At 38.8% G+C, this 21936-nt stretch carries 20 protein-coding genes; 17 read left to right on the forward strand and 3 right to left on the reverse strand.

Translation table 11 applies throughout. The features are described 5' to 3' along the window. The first annotated feature begins 135 nt into the window (after window positions 1-135). Entirely contained in the window at window positions 136-1227 is a 1092-nt protein-coding gene (serC, locus tag K5Q58_RS18915) for a 3-phosphoserine/phosphohydroxythreonine transaminase (protein WP_220755414.1), read from the forward strand. A 72-nt stretch (window positions 1228-1299) separates the two neighbouring features. On the opposite strand, the gene K5Q58_RS18920 is transcribed toward serC, so the two are convergent. After that, window positions 1300-2490, reverse strand: a complete 1191-nt coding sequence (locus tag K5Q58_RS18920; RefSeq protein WP_220755415.1) for an amino acid aminotransferase — start codon at window positions 2488-2490, stop codon at window positions 1300-1302. Between the two features lie 406 nt (window positions 2491-2896). Here K5Q58_RS18920 and aroA point away from each other — a divergent pair, with 406 nt between their 5' ends. The 11 genes from aroA (at window position 2897) to K5Q58_RS18975 (ending at window position 14101) form a co-directional block, all read left to right on the forward strand. Then, window positions 2897-4177 carry a 3-phosphoshikimate 1-carboxyvinyltransferase gene (aroA, locus tag K5Q58_RS18925; protein ID WP_220755416.1) on the forward strand — a complete coding sequence of 427 codons (1281 nt, stop codon included), beginning with the start codon at window positions 2897-2899 and terminating at the stop codon, window positions 4175-4177. A gap of 181 nt (window positions 4178-4358) precedes the next feature. Then, entirely contained in the window at window positions 4359-5036 is a 678-nt protein-coding gene (gene cmk / locus K5Q58_RS18930; protein ID WP_220755417.1) for a (d)CMP kinase, read from the forward strand. 92 nt (window positions 5037-5128) lie between these two features. Then, window positions 5129-6817 (forward strand): 30S ribosomal protein S1, encoded by a 1689-nt coding sequence (gene rpsA / locus K5Q58_RS18935; protein WP_259651398.1) that lies wholly within the window; start codon window positions 5129-5131, stop codon window positions 6815-6817. Between the two features lie 78 nt (window positions 6818-6895). Next, entirely contained in the window at window positions 6896-7183 is a 288-nt protein-coding gene (gene ihfB / locus K5Q58_RS18940) for an integration host factor subunit beta (protein ID WP_153914705.1), read from the forward strand. A 143-nt stretch (window positions 7184-7326) separates the two neighbouring features. Further along, window positions 7327-7623 carry a LapA family protein gene (locus K5Q58_RS18945; protein ID WP_220755418.1) on the forward strand — a complete coding sequence of 99 codons (297 nt, stop codon included), beginning with the start codon at window positions 7327-7329 and terminating at the stop codon, window positions 7621-7623. Window position 7624: 1 nt separating this feature from the next. Then, window positions 7625-8785, forward strand: a complete 1161-nt coding sequence (lapB, locus tag K5Q58_RS18950) for a lipopolysaccharide assembly protein LapB (RefSeq protein WP_220755419.1) — start codon at window positions 7625-7627, stop codon at window positions 8783-8785. A 154-nt stretch (window positions 8786-8939) separates the two neighbouring features. Continuing rightward, window positions 8940-9635 carry an orotidine-5'-phosphate decarboxylase gene (gene pyrF, locus K5Q58_RS18955; protein WP_220755420.1) on the forward strand — a complete coding sequence of 232 codons (696 nt, stop codon included), beginning with the start codon at window positions 8940-8942 and terminating at the stop codon, window positions 9633-9635. A gap of 117 nt (window positions 9636-9752) precedes the next feature. Further along, window positions 9753-10595, forward strand: a complete 843-nt coding sequence (locus K5Q58_RS18960; RefSeq protein ID WP_374758527.1) for an SDR family oxidoreductase — start codon at window positions 9753-9755, stop codon at window positions 10593-10595. Between the two features lie 27 nt (window positions 10596-10622). Continuing rightward, complete coding sequence (locus K5Q58_RS18965; RefSeq protein ID WP_220755422.1) at window positions 10623-11174, forward strand: DUF2058 domain-containing protein; 552 nt, start codon at window positions 10623-10625, stop codon at window positions 11172-11174. Between the two features lie 142 nt (window positions 11175-11316). Beyond that, on the forward strand, window positions 11317-12126 hold the full coding sequence (locus tag K5Q58_RS18970; protein ID WP_220755423.1) for a CLCA_X family protein: 810 nt from the start codon (window positions 11317-11319) through the stop codon (window positions 12124-12126). Window positions 12127-12343: 217 nt separating this feature from the next. After that, complete coding sequence (locus tag K5Q58_RS18975; RefSeq protein WP_220755424.1) at window positions 12344-14101, forward strand: acyl-CoA dehydrogenase C-terminal domain-containing protein; 1758 nt, start codon at window positions 12344-12346, stop codon at window positions 14099-14101. A gap of 113 nt (window positions 14102-14214) precedes the next feature. Here K5Q58_RS18975 and dacB read toward each other — a convergent pair whose 3' ends face one another. Then, on the reverse strand, window positions 14215-15735 hold the full coding sequence (dacB, locus tag K5Q58_RS18980; protein ID WP_220755425.1) for a D-alanyl-D-alanine carboxypeptidase/D-alanyl-D-alanine-endopeptidase: 1521 nt from the start codon (window positions 15733-15735) through the stop codon (window positions 14215-14217). Window positions 15736-16113: 378 nt separating this feature from the next. Here dacB and pssA point away from each other — a divergent pair, with 378 nt between their 5' ends. The 5 genes from pssA (at window position 16114) to K5Q58_RS19005 (ending at window position 21130) form a co-directional block, all read left to right on the forward strand. Next, window positions 16114-17427 carry a CDP-diacylglycerol--serine O-phosphatidyltransferase gene (gene pssA, locus K5Q58_RS18985; RefSeq protein ID WP_220755426.1) on the forward strand — a complete coding sequence of 438 codons (1314 nt, stop codon included), beginning with the start codon at window positions 16114-16116 and terminating at the stop codon, window positions 17425-17427. A 179-nt stretch (window positions 17428-17606) separates the two neighbouring features. Further along, complete coding sequence (locus K5Q58_RS18990; RefSeq protein WP_220755431.1) at window positions 17607-18419, forward strand: tRNA-uridine aminocarboxypropyltransferase; 813 nt, start codon at window positions 17607-17609, stop codon at window positions 18417-18419. Window positions 18420-18497: 78 nt separating this feature from the next. Continuing rightward, a complete protein-coding gene (locus tag K5Q58_RS18995; RefSeq protein ID WP_220755427.1) occupies window positions 18498-18821 on the forward strand; it encodes a hypothetical protein in 324 nt (107 codons plus the stop codon). Window positions 18822-18855: 34 nt separating this feature from the next. Next, window positions 18856-20862, forward strand: a complete 2007-nt coding sequence (locus tag K5Q58_RS19000; protein ID WP_220755428.1) for an ATP-dependent DNA helicase RecQ — start codon at window positions 18856-18858, stop codon at window positions 20860-20862. Further along, complete coding sequence (locus K5Q58_RS19005; RefSeq protein WP_220755429.1) at window positions 20852-21130, forward strand: hypothetical protein; 279 nt, start codon at window positions 20852-20854, stop codon at window positions 21128-21130. The genes K5Q58_RS19000 and K5Q58_RS19005 overlap by 11 nt, the downstream gene beginning before the upstream one ends. Before the next feature lie 60 nt (window positions 21131-21190). Here the strand turns inward: K5Q58_RS19005 and eco are convergent, their stop codons facing one another. Continuing rightward, on the reverse strand, window positions 21191-21757 hold the full coding sequence (gene eco / locus K5Q58_RS19010; RefSeq protein WP_220755430.1) for a serine protease inhibitor ecotin: 567 nt from the start codon (window positions 21755-21757) through the stop codon (window positions 21191-21193). Window positions 21758-21936: the final 179 nt, after the last annotated feature.

Consider the following 21936-nt stretch of genomic DNA (forward strand, 5'->3'; position numbering starts at 1 on the left):
TCTTAAATTGAATAATTTCAATCCTTAGCAGCTTTATGATTATTTTTCATTTTAGCCACTAAACAGTTGATATATACTGCTTGTCAAAATGCTATCAATTTAATGTTTTAACCCAAAACGATAAAGGACAATGCTGTGAGCGCTATTTATAATTTTTGTGCTGGACCTGCCATGTTACCACAAGCTGTAATGCAAAAAGCACAGCAAGAGTTAATTGATTGGAATGGCTTGGGTGTCTCCGTCATGGAAATTAGTCATCGCAGTAAAGAGTTTATTGCATTGACCCAACATGCTGAAAAAACATTACGAGATCTGATGGATATTCCAAGTAACTACCATGTGTTATTTATGCATGGGGGCGGACGTGGGCAATTCACCAATGTGGTTAATAATTTTTTAGGTGATAATGGTAAAGCGCTTTATTTAGTCAATGGACAATGGTCGACTGCTGCAGTTAAAGAAGCGGTAAAGTTAGTCGGTGAAGATAATATTGATCAGCTTAATATTGTTAAAAACAAGTCTGGGCTAAATCAAGTAGTTCTACCTGACTTACATAGCATTGATAAAGATTATCGTTATGTGCATTTTTGTGCCAATGAGACAGTAGATGGTATTGAGATTTTTGACAATTTAGATAGCCCTTGGCCTGTGGTTGTTGATTTATCATCAACTATCATGTCACGTAAAATTGATGTGAGTCAGTACGGTCTAATCTATGCGGGTGCACAAAAAAATATTGGTCCTTCAGGTTTATCAATTGTCATTGTGCGTGATGATATGCTTAAACTGCCTAGCTTACCTCAATCTTCTATTATGGATTACAGTGTGGCTCAAGCAAATGATTCAATGTTTAACACGCCACCGACTTTTGCTTGGTATCTTGCAGCTGAAGTGTTCGACTGGTTAACAGTACAGGGGGGTGTCAGTGCCATAGAAGCTGTAAATAAACAAAAAGCTGACACGTTATATCAGTGCATCGATGAGAACCCATTTTATAAGAATGGTGTTGTAGCTGCGAATCGCTCAAGAATGAATGTCACTTTTCAGCTTACTGACAGCAACTTAGATAGTGAATTTTTAAAGCAGGCTGAACAAGCAGGATTAGTGGCGTTGAAGGGACATCGTATTGTTGGTGGTATGCGTGCAAGTATTTATAACGCAATGCCGTTATCTGGTGTACAAGCTTTAGTAAGTTTTATGAAAGCATTTGCCAAAAAGCATGGTTAGTCTTGGGAAATAGCGATACTAAAAGATAAAAAGAAAAGCGAATGACATCTAGGTCATTCGCTTTTTTTTAAATTACAAAATAGAGCTGATAGATTTAGCTAGGTAATCAACATTTGTTTCGCTTATTCCTGCGATACTCATGCGGCTTGAACCGACCATATAAATACTATGTTGCTGTTTTAAGGTTTCTACTTGCTCTGCATTAATGCCTAAAAACGAAAACATACCCTTTTGATTGGCAATGAAGCTGAAGTCTTGCTTAACGCCATTCTCAATTAATTTATTGACTAACATTTGACGATTACCATTTATGCGGTTTCGCATTACTGTCAGTTCATCTAACCATTGTTGCTTAAGTTCTGGTGTTCCTAGGATTGTTTCTACAATAGCAGCACCGTGCGCTGGCGGCATAGAGTAAATACAGCGGACAACATAAAGTAGCACTGAAAAAGCAACATTGGCGGTATTACTGTCCTTCGCGACTAAAGTGCACGCACCAATACGTTCACGATATAAACCGAAGTTTTTAGAGCAAGAGCTACACAAAATCATTTCTTCGACCGCAGCAGCCATTTGACGAACGCCGTAGGCATCTTCATCAACACCTTCTCCAAAACCTTGGTAAGCCATATCGATTAAAGGCGTAAAACCTTGTTTAGCCGTAATTGCGATGACTTCATCCCATTGCTCGACCGATAAGTCCATCCCACTTGGGTTGTGGCAACAAGCATGAAGTAAAACAACATCATCCTGTCTTATTGTATTAAGCGCTGCTTTCATTTCTTCAAATTTTAGTGTTTTTGTATCGTAGTCATAATAAGGATACGTTTTAACTGTTAAACCAGCAGCTTCAAATAGACCTGTATGGTTAGCCCAAGTCGGATCGCTTACCCAAATTACAGTGTTAGGATTACAGCTTTTGATAAATTCCGCAGCGACTCTTAGAGCGCCAGTTCCACCAGGCGTTGACACAGTACGAATACGATCCGCAAGTAATGCAGCATGTCCTTGACCAAAAGCAAGTTCTGTCATTAAACGATTAAATGGTTCAGAACCCGTTGGCCCAATATATACTTTGGTGTTTTCTGTATCGGTTCTGAGTTGCTCTGCTCTTTTTACACAATCTAAGATAGGCGTGTGACCAACTGGATCTTTATATACGCCTACACCCAAATCGATTTTTTGAGGGTGATTGTCTTGGCGGTATTGGGTGAGTAATCCCAGGATTGGATCTGCAGGCATTGCAGTTAAAGTATTGAACATGGCCGTTGACCTTATAATGTAATCAGCTAATAAATCAGCGTTAGTAGGATTTACTTAAGGGTAACGTAGATTAATTGCTGATTGAAATGCCTTTTTTTCAATATCGTTGAAAACCTCATTTTTACCACTATCAAGTTTACAGTTTTAACCTAAAACTGATGGTGTAATAGACAAGAAGTCTTTAAATCGACTGTTTTTCATTCATTTTATTCAAGTTGGCTAAAAAACAGTGAAGAAATGTCATATTTACCTTGAATCATGGGCTGCAATCAGTAAATTTGTAGGCATGAATAATTAATCAAACTAATAGTGCACTAATCGTATAGATAAGTTGACAACCTGGTCGTTATCTATTGACTACAGACATTCTCGCGTTTAGCTAGAAAATATTTAAGAAGAATCACAAATGAAAAAATTGCGTCTAGAACCAGTAAAAAAAGTAAGCGGTGTGGTTAATATTCCTGGCTCAAAGAGTATTTCAAATCGAGCATTACTCCTTGCGACGCTTGCTAAAGGGAAAACGACGTTAACTAACTTACTAGACTCAGATGACATTCGTTATATGTTGGCATCACTGAAACAACTTGGTGTGAACTATCAGTTATCTGAAAACAATACGGTATGTGAACTTGAAGGATTAGGTAAGCCTCTAAGCGCCGAACAAGCTCAAACGTTATTTTTAGGTAATGCAGGCACGGCAATGCGACCATTATGTGCTGCACTAACATTAGGCTCAGGCGAGTTCACCTTAACTGGTGAGCCGCGTATGGAAGAAAGACCTATTGGAGATCTTGTTGATTCACTAAGACAACTTGGCGCGAATGTCACTTATTTAAAAAATGATGGGTTTCCACCGCTCACAATTAACGCCGATGGCCTTAGTGGAGGTGAAGTAGAAATTGCAGGCGATTTATCAAGTCAGTTTTTGACAGCTTTATTGATGGTTGCCCCTTTAACCAAAGATACCGTAAATATTAGTATTAAAGGTGAGTTAGTTTCTAAACCTTACATCGATATTACCATTGCTTTAATGGCGCAGTTCGGTGTGAAAGTGATTAATCATGACTATCGTAGATTCGAAATTAAAACCGGTCAGCAATATGTATCACCTGGTAAAGTGTTAGTTGAAGGTGATGCTTCTTCAGCATCATATTTTCTGGCGGCTGGTGCCATCCAAGGTGGTGAAGTTAAAGTCACTGGTGTAGGTAAGTTAAGTATTCAAGGCGATGTTAAATTTGCTGATGTGCTAGAAAAAATGGGGGCGGATATTGAGTGGGGCGATGATTATATTATTGCCAGACAAGCAAAATTAACTGCTGTTGATTTAGATATGAACCATATTCCTGATGCGGCAATGACAATTGCTACTGCTGCGCTATTTGCGGAAGGAACAACCAGAATCACAAATATTTACAATTGGCGAATTAAAGAAACCGATCGTTTATCAGCTATGGCTACCGAATTACGTAAGGTTGGCGCAACAGTTGAAGAAGGTCATGATTTCATCGCAGTGACTCCACCAGCAGTGTTAAATACCGCAGCAATTGATACTTATAATGACCATCGTATGGCAATGTGTTTTTCTATGATGGCCTTTGCTGACTGCGGGATCACCATTAATGATCCAGATTGTACTTCTAAAACTTTCCCAAGCTATTTTGCTGAGTTTGCTCGCCTAGCTCAGTAATTCGCAAGATTTCATTCTTCATAAAAATGACGGCAGTCAATATACTGCCGTTGTTTTGATCTGTTTAGTGAACTTACAAAATACTCCAGTTTTTTGATCAAAATTATTATACAATGCTGCGCGCTCATTTTGATGAACCTTTTTTACTTTCATGGAAGATTGTTTTTTTTCGGAGGAATTTATGTCTGAACGTGCTCCAGTAGTCACAATCGACGGACCAAGCGGTGCAGGGAAAGGGACCATATGTCAACTAGTTGCGCAAAAACTAGAATGGCACTTATTAGATAGCGGAGCTATCTATCGCGTATTAGCCCTAGCTGCGATTCATCATAATGTTGAATTAGAAAATGAAGAAGCTATTACATTATTAGCCGCTCATTTAGATGTGCAGTTTTTAACAGGTACAGATCTCGTAAAAGTGATTCTTGAAGGCGAAGATGTTTCAACAAGCATCCGCACTCAAGAGTGTGGTAATGCGGCATCAAAAATAGCAGCATTTCCACGCGTTCGTGAAGCATTACTTCGACGTCAGAGAGCTTTTAGTAGTGAACCTGGTTTGGTCGCTGATGGACGTGATATGGGAACTGTCGTTTTTCCTAAAGCGCCAGCCAAAATTTTCTTGACCGCATCGGCTGAGGAAAGGGCGCAGAGACGCTATAAACAGTTGCAGGACAAGGGCTTCGATGTTAATATCGATCGCCTTTTATCTGAAATCATTGAACGTGATGACCGCGATATTAATCGTTCAGTCTCACCTTTAGTACCTGCAGATGATGCGCTAGTTATTGATACTAGTGGCATAGGCATTAATGAAGTGCTTGAGCTTGTGCTTGAGCACATCAATAAAAACTTAACGTAATTTCTTAATTCTGAGAAATTATGAAACAACATTTATATCACGGATGATGTAAATAAATTAATTGACTCCACATCTAGGATGGATGGTGGTTTATAAAAGAAAGTAATCATAAAATGACTGAATCTTTTGCTGATCTATTTGAACAATCTCTAAATGAACTTGAGTTCCGTCCTGGTTCTATCGTTCGCGGTGTAGTTGTACGCATCGAAAACGGTACTGTACTAGTTGACGCTGGTCTTAAGTCTGAAAGCCCAATTTCTGCTGACGAATTCAAAAACGCTCAAGGTGTTTTAGAAATCGCTGTTGGCGACGAAGTTGATGTTGCACTTGACTCTGTTGAAGACGGTTTCGGTGAAACTCAATTATCTCGTGAAAAAGCGAAACGTCACGAAGCTTGGATTGTTCTAGAAAAAGCTTACGAAGATGCTGAAACTGTTATCGGTATCATCAATGGTAAAGTTAAAGGTGGTTTCACTGTTGAATTAAACGGTATCCGTGCCTTCTTACCAGGTTCTCTAGTAGACGTTCGCCCAGTTCGCGATACTGCTCACCTAGAGTACAAAGAATTAGAATTCAAAGTTATCAAACTTGACCAGAAGCGTAACAACGTTGTTGTTTCTCGTCGTGCTGTTATCGAATCAGAAAGCAGTGCAGAGCGTGATGCTCTTCTTGAGAACCTTCAAGAAGGTCAAGCAGTTAAAGGTATCGTTAAGAACCTTACTGACTACGGTGCATTCGTAGACTTAGGTGGCGTTGACGGTCTTCTACATATCACTGATATGGCTTGGAAGCGCGTTAAGCACCCATCTGAAATCGTTAATGTTGGTGACGAAATCAACGTTAAAGTTCTTAAGTATGACCGTGAGCGTACTCGCGTATCACTAGGTCTTAAGCAACTTGGCGAAGATCCATGGTTAGAAATCAGCAAACGTTACCCAGAAAGCACACGTCTTACTGGTCGCGTAACTAACCTAACTGACTACGGTTGTTTCGTTGAAATCGAAGAAGGCGTTGAAGGTCTTGTTCACGTTTCTGAAATGGATTGGACTAACAAGAACATCCACCCATCTAAAGTTGTTAACTTAGGTGATGAAGTTGAAGTTCTAGTTCTAGACATCGATGAAGAACGTCGTCGTATTTCTCTAGGTCTTAAACAATGTAAGACTAATCCATGGGATGATTTCGCTACTCGTTTCAACAAGGGCGATAAAGTTTCTGGTAAGATCAAGTCTATCACTGACTTCGGTATCTTCATTGGTCTTGACGGCGGCATCGACGGTCTTGTTCACTTATCTGACATTTCTTGGAACGGTACTGGCGAAGACGCTGTATCTGAGTACAAGAAAGGTGACGAAATCCATGCAGTAGTTCTTTCAGTAGACCCTGAGCGTGAGCGTATCAGCTTAGGCGTTAAGCAAACTGAAGACGATCCTTTCAATGCCTACTTGGCAGACAAGAAGAAAGGTACTATTGTAAATGGTGTAGTTACTGCTGTTGACGCTAAAGGCGTTACAATTGAACTAGCTGAAACTGTTGAAGGTTACCTTCGCGTTGCAGATATCTCTCGCGAGCGTATCGAAGACGCATCTACAGTATTCGCTGTAGGTGACAAAGTTGAATCTAAGTTCATGGGCGTAGATCGCAAGAACCGTTCTATCAGCTTATCTATCAAAGCGAAAGATGAAGCAGATGAGAAAGAAGCAATGGCAACTATTAACAAGCAAGATGATGCTGTTATTAGTAATGCAATGGCTGAAGCGTTCAAAGCAGCTCGTAAGTAATAAATCGCCTGTTGTGTGGGAAACGAACTTTGTTTCCCATTAGGCGACTGTGTTTGGCTTGATAATAGAGGGTATAGGATGACAAAATCCGAACTGATCGAAAAACTCGCCACTAGGCAGTCGCAGCTGTCGGCGAAAGAAGTGGAAAGTGCTATTAAAGAAATGTTAGAGCAAATGGCGACAACATTAGAAGGCGGTGATCGTATTGAGATCCGTGGCTTTGGTAGTTTTTCACTTCATTTCCGTGCACCACGTGTAGGCCGTAATCCAAAAACTGGAACCTCAGTTGACTTGGAAGGCAAATATGTACCGCACTTTAAGCCTGGCAAAGAACTGCGTGAACGTGTCGATGCGGTTAATCATTGATTAACGCTTGATTAAAAAGCCTCCTTTTGGAGGCTTTTTTGTATCTAATGCTCACCAAAGCTGGTTAGTTGACTAAAATTCTTGGATAATCATTATATTGGTAAATTTCGGTCCTATCTTTCACAGATAAAATGGAGCTGCACGTGAAATCTTTTATTGCCATTGTTATTGTCGGATTATTCTTTGTTCTTGCTCTTCTATTCGGTGCCAAGAACGAGCAAATCGTTACAGTCAGTTATTTTGTAGCTGAAGGTCAGTATCGATTACCTGTGGTACTTGCAGTTGTATTTTTAGCTGGCTTTATCATTAGTTGGTTATTTGCCGCTTACTACATTGTTAAATTAAAAATGGTGCTAAGAAAAAGAAATAAGACCATTGCACAGTTAACAGACAAGGTAGCAGAACCAATAGCTTCAACAGCACAGGATACCGCCGCGTAATATGCTAGAGATCCTCTTTCTGTTGTTACCTATAGCTGCCGGATATGGCTGGTATATGGGACGAAGAAGCATACGACAGAATCAAAAACAGCAAAGTAAAAAACTCAGTAGAGACTATTTTACTGGGCTTAACTTTCTGCTTTCAAACGAATCTGACAAAGCCGTCGATTTGTTTATCACCATGCTAGATGTCGACGACGAAACGATTGATACACACTTATCTTTAGGCTCACTATTTAGAAAACGCGGTGAAGTTGACCGCTCTATACGCATTCACCAAAACCTTATTGCAAGACCGAGCCTTACCACTGAGCAACGTGATATTGCTATGATGGAATTAGGCAAAGATTATTTAGCTGCTGGCTTTTACGATAGAGCGGAAGAAATATTTTTAAACTTAGTAAGCCAAGATGACCACAGTGAAGAAGCTGAAACTCAATTAATTTCAATCTATCAAGTCACCAAAGAATGGCAAAACGCCATTAATATCACTAAAGGTTTAAGCCGAAAACGTCAACAAACACTCAAATCAATTACGGCGCACTTTCATTGCCAACTTGCTGACGAGGCAATTGATGCGGCAGAAAAAATCAAATTACTACAACAAGGTATTAAACTAGATGATAAATGTGGCCGCGCTTGGTTAACGCTGGCAAAAATCTATCTTGATAGTGAGCAAGTCAGTTTATGTAAAAAGGCACTTCTTGAGTTAAAGCTTGCTGACATTGAATTATTTTCGGACGCTATTGGCGTTGCGCGACAAGTTTACCGTGACAGTAATGATTTAGATGGTTATCAATCATTACTACAACAAGCATTAGAGTCCGGTGCTGGTGCGAGTGTTATCATCGCCCTTGCTCAACATAAGATTGAGCAAGGGCAAACAAAAAGTGCTGAAAAAATGGTGTTAGATCATCTATATCGACATCCGACGATGAAAGGCTTTCAGCATTTAATGCAACTACATATCAAACAAGCAGAAGATGGCCAAGCAAAACAGAGTCTGGCTATGCTTGAAAAATTAGTTGAACAACAAATTAAATTTAGACCGAGTTATCGTTGTTGCTCATGTGGATTTCCTGCTCATAGCCTTTATTGGCATTGTCCTTCATGTAAAGAATGGGGCAGCATTAAAAGAGTCAAAGGTCTTGATGGAGAATAAAACTGAACACTTGCAATTAATTTAGTTATATTTTCTCAAGGTTCACTTACTCATGGCTTTTACACGATAAGAATTTATAAGAAACAAGCAAATTAAATACACTGCAATCAGTCATTAAATTGTAGTGTGTAAATTAACACCTTACGGAGTAAACATGGCAGATAAACCGATTGTAGTAGCCTTAGATTATGACAATAAAAGTGAGGCTCTATCACTGATTGATAAACTTGATCCGACAATGTGTCGCTTAAAAGTAGGCAAAGAAATGTTTACTTTATTTGGCCCTCAATTGGTAAAAGATATTCACGACCGTGATTTCGATTTATTTCTAGATTTAAAATTCCACGATATTCCTAATACTGTAGCTAAAGCGGTATCAGCAGCAGCTGATTTGGGTGTTTGGATGACTAACGTACATGCAAGTGGCGGTTTAGCCATGATGCAAGCAGCTAAAAATGCCTTAACTAAATACGGTGATGATGCGCCATTACTCATTGCTGTGACCGTGTTGACGTCAATGAGTGATGAAGATCTTGCATTACTTGGCATTAACGTACCAGCATCAGAGCATGTTAAACGTTTGGCATCTCTTACACAGCAAGCAGGACTTGACGGCGTTGTGTGTTCAGCTCAAGAAGCCACAATGCTTAAAACAACCTTTGGTAAAGATTTCAACTTAATTACCCCTGGTATTCGACCTGTAGGCGCAGATGTTGGCGATCAACACCGTGTGATGACACCACCAAAAGCAATTGCAGCTGGCTCTGATTATTTAGTCATTGGGCGACCAATCACCAAAGCTGCAGATCCACTTGCGTCATTACATCAGATAGTTAATTCGCTGAAATAATTTAAGCTACTCAGTGCAATTCATATCACGTTATGGGTCGCGTGTTCATCGAATGCTGTATTTATCGTTACTGTTTATATAGCTGTTGTTTATATAGATGCCGTTTATCAACAAAGTATGCAGGAGTGCAATATGTTTGATTTTCAAGGAAAGAACGTAGTTGTAATTGGTGGAACCAGTGGGATTAACTTAGGCATCGCTTGTGCCTTTGCTAATCAAGGTGCCAATGTAGCAGTAGCCAGTCGTAGTATTGAAAAAGTTAATGCAGCAATTGATACATTAAAGCTTTCTGGAGAATCAGGAAAGCATATAGGTGTCAGTTTTGATGTAAGGGACCCTGAAGCGGTGGCCTCGGGTTTTGCTACGATTGAGGCAGAATTTGGTTTTATTGATGTATTAGTCAGTGGTGCAGCTGGAAACTTTCCAGCGAGGGCTAAAGATTTATCTGTTAATGGTTTTAAATCAGTTATGGATATTGATTTACTTGGCAGTTTTCAAGTTATTAAGCAAGCTTATCCTTTACTTATAAAAGGCATTAAAGAAAGAGGTGAAGGGGCCAGCGCTAATGTTATTCAAATTTCGGCGCCGCAAGCTTATGTCCCTATGGCATTACAAGTCCATGTTTGCGCTGCAAAGGCGGGAGTCGATATGTTAACTCGTACTTTAGCGATAGAGTGGGGCGTTGATGGTATTAGAGTTAACTCTATTGTGCCTGGTCCCATCGCAGAAACAGAAGGTTTTGATCGCTTAGCGCCGAGTGAAGGATTAAAATCAATGATAGCAGGCAGTGTGCCGCTCAAACGTAATGGTCAAAAACAAGACATTGCCAATGCAGCTTTATTTTTAGCATCAGACATGGCTTCATATATAACCGGTACCATATTACCCGTTGATGGTGGTTGGTCATTAGGCGGAGCGGGTGCTGCAATGGATGCACTGGCTAAACATTTGCCTAAATAGTATTAGTAATTTTTAAAGGTGATTTAAATGGCAAACGCATTGCAAGAGCAATTGCTTAAAGCAGGACTTGCGAGTAAGCAAAAAGCGCGAGATGTAAAAACTCAAAAGCGTAAACAAAAGAAGTCAAAAGTAGATGACGGTAGCGCTGATTTAAAAAAGCAAATTGCAGATCAAAAGTTAGCGCAGGCTGAAAAAGATCGTGCATTAAACGAAAAACGTTTTGCTGAGGCTAGTGAGAAAGGCCAAGTACGCGGGCTTATTACTGAATTCACTAAATTTGCTATCAAGATCCCAAAAGATGCTGAAATCAAATTTAACTTCACTATGGACAACAAAATTTTATCCATTTATGTGGATGAAAAACTTCAAGGCCAGCTGTTAACTGGTGCTGTAGGCATCGTACGCCATGAAGATAAGAGTTACCTAGTACCACATAAACTTGCCGAACGCGTTAATTTACTTGTTCCTCAATGGTGCGGTTACTTATGGGAAGAAACCAGTAATAACCCTTCTGATCAAGTAGAACAAGCTGATGATCCTTATGCTGATTATGCAATTCCAGATGATTTAATGTGGTAAGTGGTAACCCGTAACTCATAATCATAAACGCATCTGCGTAAAGTTAACATTATAAACAGCCTCATATAGAGGCTTTTTTATTAGCACGTCAATTTAAATTATTTGTAGTAATTAATTCTTAGACTCATATTAGGCTGCCACTTTGCTCAAACATTCCAACTATTATCGAAATGGTGCTGATTACCGACAAGGTCAACAAGCAAACTTTATTGACATAAAGCACACCTTTGGTTTGCGACATATTAGTGTGGGAAAGTGGGTAACCCGAGAAGAGTCTGATATAGCAGCAAATCTAGTGTTTGATTCATTAGCGGATTTATCGCAAATCTTACAAGTGCCTACCGAGCTAATAGGTTTACGTAAAACGCTCAATTTATTATTTGGACGAGGTGGTCAAAAAGGTGTGCAAGCCCATTATTCACCAACAACACGTGAGCTCGCATTAGCTAAAAATGCAGGAGCTGGCGCCTTGGCACATGAGTTTTGGCACGCTTTTGACCATTATATTGTCGATAAAGCGTTTGATATTTCCAGCCAACGAACAAGAGACAATCAAGCGTCAGCATTTAATTTAAAGTACAGCTGCGCTTCGGATCTATGGCTTAAAGATGTTTTACTTAAACCTCATGCACTGAATGATAAGTTATCAGCTTTATTCAAATTAGTTTTGTTAAGTGGCGATGGTAAAAGGCCGAGTCAATATGTGACTAATGCAATTTCAGTTGATAAACAGCAAGGTAGTTACTATTTCTCGAAACCCACGGAACTTATGGCTAGAGCATTTGAGGCTGCAATAGAGTCTGACGGTTATCTTCAAAATCAATATTTAGTTTCAGGTACGATGAACAGAGATACGGCTTCAGAAATGATATATCCCACGTTAGAACATCGTAAATTGATAATGGCAAGCATAGCAGATTACTTTGCTTTATTAGGTGAAGCTTTCAAGTAACAAAAGGGAGTTTAGGTCGTTATTAATTTAATGAGAAGCATAGTAAAACCCATGCATTTAAAGGCTTGTAAGCTAAATTTTATTATCTGCAGAACTTCAATATCTAGATTGAAATTTTATACTTTTTATCTATTTTAAATGCAGAATCAACTTGTGTTTAACATGACTTTTGTATAAATTGAAACAACTGTTTTAATTATCTGTTTAAGAGTCTTATATGAACCCTTACCAAGCTCCTTTGAAAGACATGCAGTTTCTACTAGAAAATGTTTTTGATGCCACTAACACTTGGCAAAGCATGCCTAATATGGCTGAAATGGTCGATATGGACACCGCAGTCGCTATTTTAGATGAAGCGAGCAAGATTAGCCGTGACCTAATTCAACCTATTAACCGAAATGGTGATGAACAAGAAGTTAGGCATGTGGGTGGTAAGGTCATTACGCCTGATGGTTTTAAAGAGACTTATCAACAATTTTCAGAAGGTGGTTGGGTTGGGTTGTGTGGTGAGCCTGATTTTGGTGGCATGGGAATGCCGAAAATGTTGGGTGTATTAGTTGATGAAATGAATTACAGCGCATGTAACTCGTTCACTTTATACAGCTCATTAACCGCTGGGGCAGCGTTATGCATTAATGCCCACGCAACAGATGAATTAAAAGAAAAATATTTACCTAATTTATATTCAGGCCAATGGTCTGGCGCAATGGACATGACTGAACCTCAAGCTGGTTCAGATTTGCGTAATATCCGCACCAAAGCCGAGCCACAAGATGACGGCAGTTACCTCATTTCTGGTAGTAAAATATTTATTACTGGTGGCGATCATGATTTAACAGAAAATGTTATTCATCTTGTATTAGCCAAACTCCCAAATTCTAGCGGTATTTCATTATTTTTAGTGCCAAAAATAAGCGTGAATGATGATGGTACATTGGGCGAAGCTAATGGCGTAACCGTGGGTTCAATAGAACACAAAATGGGACTTAAAGCGTCAGCGACATGTGTAATGAACTACGATAATGCTAAAGGCTTCTTAGTTGGCCGCGTTGATCGTGGTTTAGTGTGTATGTTTACTATGATGAACTACGAACGGCTAGCAATTGGCATTCAAGGCCTGGGTAGTGCACAAGGTGCATACCAAATGGCTGCTGACTACGCTAAAGAACGTGTCCAAGGAGTTGCAGCAGGTGGTTCACCAACAGGCGCCAGTGCAGATCCAATTATCGTCCATGGTGATGTGCGCCGTATGTTACTAACCATTAAATCTATTACAGATGCAGGTCGTGCATTATCTGTATTTACGGGTAAACAGCTGGACTTAGCGAAACATGGTGAAGGCGATGTCAAAGCCAAAGCGGCTAAATATGTAGGTTTACTCACGCCAGTATCGAAAGCCTTTTTAACAGATCGTGGTTTAGATTCAACGATTATGGCACAGCAAGTCTTTGGTGGTCATGGTTATATTCGCGAAACAGGTATAGAGCAATTTGTCCGTGATACACGTATCGCGCAAATCTATGAAGGTACTAATGGTATTCAGGCCATCGACTTTTTAGGTCGTAAAGTTACTGGTGATAATGTTGCAACGCTGACAAGCTTTGTCGCTGAAATCAATAGTGAATTATCGAGCCTTGAGCATGTTTCAGAAGCGGACAAGAAAGCGATCAGTTTACGTTTTGATAATTTACTAACGATTGCTAATCACATTAATGAGCACAAGTTATCTCGACCTGCGTTAATCAACTCAAGTGCTGTCGATTTCTTAGATGCCTTTGGTTATATCCTCTACGGTTATTATTCATTATTAATGGCTGAGCGTGCTCACGGTCATGAAGACCAAGACTTTGCAACGCAAAAACAATATGTTGCCAAGTTCTACATGGATAAAGTATTGCCTAAGGCGGACTTCCATATTGCACAAGTTAGTCAAGGCGATGACTCTATCATGGCTATGCCTGTAGATTTATTCTAATTAAACAGCGCTAAAAAAAAAAAATTAGCACTTTGTGAATACAAAGTGCTTTTTTATTAACAGTGCTTTATTGATTAATCAGGCTTGTATTTTGAGGTAATTTTAAAAGTCGCTTATGGTAACTCGTTTAATGTTTGCAGTAGTAATGCACTAAAGGGCGCTAGCCTAGATTTTTTAGCTTTAGGGCTTAAACCATTTTCGATAATAACAAATGCATATTGTTTTCCATTATCTGCATTAAGATAGCCTACAAGGTTTTCGACTCCCATCATCGTGCCTGTTTTAGCAGCCACTTCATTTTTTAATGGTGCTTGATTAAAATACTTTTTATAACGCAGCGTGCCGGACTGTCCTGACACTGGAAGTAGCGTTTCAATATACTGTAGGTCTTTATCGTTTTTAATTAACTGTAATAAGCTCATCATTTGATGCGCAGTCATCAAATTATAGCGAGATAACCCTGAACCATCGACAATATTAGCCTCTATAAATGGTAAGCCTAATGCTAACATAATGTGTTCAATGGCTTTTGCTCCTACAGCAAAACCGTCTTGCTGCTGGCCATTAATTGCTTGCTTAGATTGATGAAAATATTCTTTCCCTATCTGTTTTAATAAACTGTCAGCGATTAAATTATCTGACTTTTGCAACATGGTTTTAAGTAGCGCCGGTAAGTGCTCTGATTCATGTGTAGCTATAACTGTGTGTCCATTATGAGTTGTGTCGACAGATCGGGGAAGATTCTTGTTTGAACTTATAGATATTGCTTGATAGCTGATATCGTTTTCAGTTAATAAGTCAGCAACAACGTTTTTGCTATATAAACTGGGATCATTTACAGCAATAGCTAATCGAATTGACTTATTACCAGGGTAACAACCATCAATTTCATAGTGATTATTATCAAAACGTTGCATATGTAGTTCACAAAAATGCTTTTGTGCATCTTTTACATCAATGCTTGAATCAAATTCAGCCGTAGAAGTCATAGTAATGGGATATATAGATTTAATCGAGACTGACGATGCTTCTTTGGTGGGCTTCAACGTCGTTTTAACGCAGTTTCTATCAATAATGTAATTTGATACAGGCGCCGCGTAACAAATGCCTAGATCGTCCCATGCCCAGCCAGGTGCACGTATTTGTTTAGATTCATCTGCAACTAAGAGCACTGAACCCGTTATTTGATTAATATCTTGTTGTTTTAGCTTACTGATGAGTGCACTAAGGTGTTTTCGTTTAAGAGTCGGATCACCCTGAAAATGGATATATAGGTTACCTTCTAGGATATTGTTGCTGATTCTACCGTCGTAACTTAGCTCAGTTTGATAATGAAAGTCCTTACCCAGTTGATGACTCGCTGCTACTGCTGTAATCACTTTTTGAATACTCGCAGGCAACATCAAAGTATTATCGTTAAGACTGTAGATAGTTTGCTTAGTTTCAACATCCCAAATACTCACTGAAATTTGAGACTGCGGTGGGCTAATGATATCCATCATGCTTGCAAGATAGTCATCAGCGATTGCAGGAATACTTAATGTCACTAAAATGAGTGGTACGGATAAGGCGCGACAGAGAAAAGACATAATTAAAAAAGTACAATCAATATAGGTAAAGTTAAAATACGCCATTTATCTTTCGTTTACATTAAACATCTTCGTTTGTAGTCGATTTAACGCTATTTTAACTGTAAATAACTGGTCTTTTTCGTGAGTAATTCGTTAGAGTTTGATCCCAAATATATTAATTGTTTCTCATAAACTAACCAAACGAGTGTTTAAGTTAAGAAAAACCTTGCTCGAAAGCGGTTAAGTCGGTAATTTCTATTTCCAAATATTTTGTTAATCAGTTATTGCGACGTTTAAAAACAGCCAATTGATAGATTTAGTCATTTTAAACTTTATTTGCCTATTAAAAACAGGCTTATCAACTAAATCTTAAACTTTACATCAATCAGCTATAACGTCGAACTCAATGGAATGCATTGAGAAACATTTAAGGAGGTTGCCTTGCTGGACAAGCTAGGTGGTATCGCATTACAAGCCGAATCATTAAAATGGTTATTAGATCCGATTCAGTTCAAGACTGAATTGCTCACACGCATCGCCAATGCGCAAAATGCGATCTATATTGCTGCTTTGTATTTAGAAGATGATGAAGCAGGGCGCGAAGTATTAAATGCGTTATTAGCCGCTAAGGCAGCCAACCCTGAATTAAACATAGTCGTGTTAGTCGATTATCATCGTGCACGACGTGGACTGATTGGTCATAAAGGTGATAGCGGTAATTATATTATGTACCGTAAAGCTATGGCTGATGCAGAAGTCCCGTTTGAAATCTTGGGCGTTCCGGTCAAGTCTCGCGAGTTTATGGGGGTTTTGCACCTTAAAGGCTTTATTATTGATGATGCTGTGATTTTCAGTGGCGCTAGTATTAATAATATTTACTTCCAACAATTCGAGAAATATCGTTTTGATCGCTATCATTTGATTGAATCTGCTGAACTTGCAAGAAGTATGATTGCATATATTCATCAGTTTCTCGTTAGTGATCCTGCAGTTTGTTCTTTAACTCAAGATAGTAAAACTGAACAATGTCCTGAAAAGAATGACATCCGAACTTTTAAGACACGTTTAGGCCGTTCTAAGTACGAATTTGAAAGTACTCGTATCGGTAATCGCGTTACTCCACTAGTAGGCTTAGGTCGTAAAAAGAATAAGCTTAATGAAGTTGTTGTTAAGTTAGTTGATGAATCAAAAGAATCATTATTCATTTGCACTCCTTACTTTAACCCGCCTAATGCCTTAGTACGTGCACTAACTCGTCATCTACGTAACGGTAAAAGTATTGATATTGTCGTAGGCGATAAAACTGCAAATGACTTTTATATTCCACCTGAAAAAGAATTCTCAACGATTGGCGCACTGCCTTATATGTATGAGCAGTCTTTGCGTAAGTTTGTTAAGCGTCAGCAGTGGGCGGTAGAGAATGGTCAGTTACGGATTCACCTTTGGAAAAATGGTATCAATAGTTACCATTTAAAAGGGATTAGCGCAGACGGTCGTAAGCATCTTATTACCGGTTCAAACTTAAACCCGCGTGCTTGGGCATTAGATTTAGAAAATGGCTTACTGCTTCATGATGAAAGTGGCGCATGGAAAGAGAGTTTTGAAGCTGAGCAATCGCTCATTTTAACTCATACCGAAAAGCTGTTTCATTACAGTCAAATAGAAACATTACAGAAGTACCCAACTCCTGTGAAAAAAATTATGACTAGAATTAAACGCCTCAAGGCCGACTTTCTATTACGTAGAATATTATAGTTTAGTCAAAATGAATCAGGTTTGTTCATAGTGATGAATTATTTTAAAGGCTAACGCATGATCGATGAGCGACTATTTGCTTATACTTATGTGTTGGCCTGATTACTTTTTAGCATAATTTTGTAAGTGTTATTTCATTCCTCTTTTTGTAAAGCATTGTGTTAGATAGAGAATCCATCATGTTGTCATTACCTTCTGAGCAGCAACACGCTGTTCATCGTCTTTATCAATATAGAAAGTCCATTTCAACAAAGCCATTTGCTGCAAGAGGAATGAAGCTAATTCGTTGCCCTTGGTGTTTGTTAGGCGAGCTATTTTGTACTTGTGAACACAGACAATACCTTAATACTTCGGCTAATTTTATGCTGATAATGTATGATGATGAAGTGCTTAAACCGACTAACAGTGGTCGATTAATTGCAGATACTGTGCCTAACACCAGTGCTTTTTTATGGTCTCGTATAGAGCCCAATAAGCAAATGGTAGAAATGATTAATGACCCGCAATATCAACCATTATTAATCTTTCCAGCTCAATATGCTCAAGAAGGTCAGTTAGTGGTTGAGCATATTGATCAAGTTACTCACGCAGTAGAATGCGACAAGTTAGAAATTAATAGTGACACTACAAAAAATAAAAAGATCCCATTATTGATTCTTTTAGATGGCAGTTGGCGACAAGCAATTAAAATGTTTCGTAAAAGCCCATATCTTCATGAATTGCCTTTGTTATCATTTAATCCAGAAACGTTAGCAACTTATGAGCTAAGAAAGGGCAGTCATGACTTCCAATTATCTACAGCGGAAGTAGCAGCATTGGCCTTTAGTGCTATTAATGAACCTAAAAACGGTGAAGCATTATCCACTTGGTTTGATTTATTTGTAGAGTCTTCTCTACTAGGCCGAAATAGGCGTTTAAAAGAAGACATAGTGCCGATTGAAAACTATATTGATAAGTTCAAACAGGCTATGATAAAAGCTAATGAAGCTTAATTCTGCTTCAGGTGATGTACCCCTTTAGGAAAGTTTGTAAATTAGCTCAACTGTTTACGCATAGGATGCGCGCTTAGTATGTTTGATAATAAATTAATTGTTCTTTACCGACTTGAACCTGGTTGTTTAGGGCCTGATGGTACAGACCACATTGAAACGTTCTGTAACCTTGCGCAGCAAGCTTTAGCTGCATTCGATACAGATAGCTGCCAATGGTTTCTTGAACCAAGATTTAACAAACAGTTAAATGAAATGGCTTATTGTCTTGCCAACAAGATGTTAACTCGTGAGCAAGCTGCCAAGTATCTAGCGCGTTTAGGTGATGATCTTGAGCAAGTACAAGAAAGCTTCGAAGATAAACTTACTCTCCTGATCAATCAATATATTGCTCGTAAGTCGTAACGTTCGACTGCTTTCAATCAATAAAGGCATCGGCATGTTAACTCCTACAGGGCATTCACCAGTCAATATATCTGAGCTATCGGCTTCTTTACAACAAAGATTAAAGCAACAGTTTGGCTTTGAACAATTTCGAGAAGGCCAGCAAGCAGTCATTGAACACATCTTATCTGGACATTCGTCTTTAGCTATTTTCCCAACAGGTTCAGGAAAATCTTTATGCTATCAATTTAGTGCATTACAACTAGCTAATGTCACTTTAGTGGTGTCTCCTTTGCTGGCATTGATGAAAGATCAAATTGCATTTCTTAATAGCAAAGGGATTCATGCTGCCAGTATTGACTCAAACTTAACATATGATCAAAGTCAGCAAGTCATGCGGGATGTGCGAAGCGGTCAGACAAAAATACTTATGGTGTCTGTGGAGCGTTTTAAGAATGAGCGCTTTAGACAGTTTCTATCTTCAATCAGTATCTCCCTGTTAGTGGTTGATGAAGCGCACTGTATTTCAGAGTGGGGTCATAACTTCAGGCCTGACTATTTAAAAATCCCTGTTTATTGTCAAGAGTTCGCCATACCTCAAGTGTTACTGCTTACTGCCACGGCTACGGCAAAAGTGAAGCAAGATATGGCCGAACGCTTCAATATTTTGCCTCAGCAAGTGGTTCAAACAGGATTTTATCGTTCTAACCTTGATATTAGTGTACTACCGGTATTAGAAACCGAAAAAAACGCTGCCTTGCTAGAAAAAGTTCACCAACACAATGTTGTAGAGAATAGCGCAGGGATTATCTATGTCACATTACAAAAAACGGCGGAAGAAGTTGCTCAATTTTTAAACTCTCAAGGGATCAGATGTACGGCTTATCACGCTGGTCTTGAGTCTGATATGCGTAATGGGATTCAAAATCGCTTTATGGCTGATGAGATTAATGTGATTGTCGCTACTATCGCCTTTGGTATGGGGATTGATAAAAGTAATATTCGTTTTGTAATCCATTATGATTTACCCAAATCGATTGAAAATTACAGCCAAGAGATCGGTCGTGCAGGGCGCGATAACAAATTATCCCATTGTGTAACCTTAGCCAATAAAGATGGGCTCAGTACCATCGAGAATTTTGTTTACGGTGATACACCAGAACCGAGTGCCATTACCAAATTAATACAACATATCAGCGTCGAAGTAGATAATGGTCGATGGGAGATGCAAGAATCTGCTATTTCAAGTAGTTGTAATATCAAATTACTGCCGCTTAAAACTTTATTAGTCCAGCTTGAATTAGCCAAGGTCGTAAAACCCAGTTTTGCCTATTTCGCAGAATTTAAATATCAATTTCTGGTTGACAAGCATCAAGTGCTTGCGAGTTTTGATGAGCAAAGGCAGACTTTTTTAAATCAAATTTTTGAACATACTCAATTTAAGAAAATTTGGGGACAATTGGACTTTGATAGCTTGTTTCAGCAGTATGGAGCTCAAAGGCAGCGGGTGGTTGCTGCACTTGAATATCTTGCAGACAAACAAATGATTTTATTAGAAACCAAAAAAATCACCCAAGTGTTCGATGTTAATCCTGCGCTATTAGTTCAACAAGACCTTGTTGAACATCTATCAAATTACTTTCAAAGTAATGAAGTTAAAGAAATCGCTCGTCTAAATCAGTTATTGGCATTTTTTGAGTCACCAACGTGTATTACTTCAAGACTGGCAAGATATTTTGATGATAAAGCCGCACCAAAGCAATGTGGCCATTGCAGTGTATGCCGTGGCTACCCAGCTATTTTGCCACAAAAATCTATCGCGCCGATTGAGTCTCAAATCAATATTAAACATTACTTAGATGGTTTCATTCAGCATATGCAGTCTAAAGGATTCGAAGCTGTGTCGGTTTTAGTACAAGCAAAGTTTCTTGCTGGCATGACGGTTCCCATTTTTGCTCGTATTCGTGTTAAGCAGCTAGCTGGTTTTGGTTATTGTAGTGAATATCGATACCAAGATATTATTAATTATATTGATAATGGGGCAGGTTATAATGAAAAATAAAGCGGTTGAAGGCTTACTCAATAAGCATGAAAAACTTAACCATTTGGAAGGTATTAAAGTCATCTCTCACACCCAAAGAGAAAAGGATGAGTGGGTTCTTCATACATTAATGATTGACGGCTATGATGTGCCCTTTAAATTTAAGCGACCTAAAAAATATAAGTCGCTTAAAGATCAATTAGTCAGTCTCATCTATTATGCAGATGAAGAAACGGTTGCCGGCTTTGCCATTGAAGTGATGCAAGTGGTTCGAGTCAAACGATATTAAGTCATACTCTTTATTTACCTTGACCGGTGCAGTTGTTTACTCAGCTTTTGTAGTGCCATTTTATTGCCCTGAGTATTCAAAAGCCCCTTTTACTTCCCATACACGATAGCGCAGCTCAGCACCTTCTGGTAGATAAAAAACCTTAGGTAAACGGCTATCGTAATCGATAGTGATACTGTCACCTAATGTGACAAACTTTATTGCTTTAGGATCACGGCACATCATCATTGTACTTGGGCCGTCTGTCATTTTATCCACCGAGTAATAGCTGTATCCCCAGCCTTGTAGGCTCAGTTTTTCTACAGAGCCCATCAATCTGTGCTGGTTACAATCTACCATCTTATTTTGACCGATTTGAATTTCGACTTTGTAATTTGTTTCATCATCTCGTTTAGTCAGCGATAAAATATGTTGTACTTGATTTTCTGTTGGCTTAGGAAACATCTTTGCTTGTTCAATTTCTTGATAACTCTCTTGCGTAAATGAATGACTTTTAATCATGCTAGGGCGCTCAAATTGATTAGGCACGGGGCTTGTGGCCGCTGATGAAAATGACAGCGTGGCAATCAATCCAATTGCTGACATCTTGAATAGGTTTTTTAATGTGCTGTTTAGACTTTTTTTCATATGGATTCTCGCTTCTAAAGTGCTAATGTAATACTTGTGTTTGATTGCGTTGTTATAGTTATAAACGGCTCTGATTTGAAAAAGGGTTTTATTTTTATAATTATTTTTTAATTTTAGAATGTAACCTCTATTTTTAAATAGAGCATTTTGATAAAAACCTTTTTGTTTTCAACGTTTTT

Origin of the sequence: Shewanella sp. KT0246, from assembly GCF_019654955.1 — a bacterium.
Lineage (GTDB): Bacteria > Pseudomonadota > Gammaproteobacteria > Enterobacterales > Shewanellaceae > Shewanella > Shewanella goraebulensis.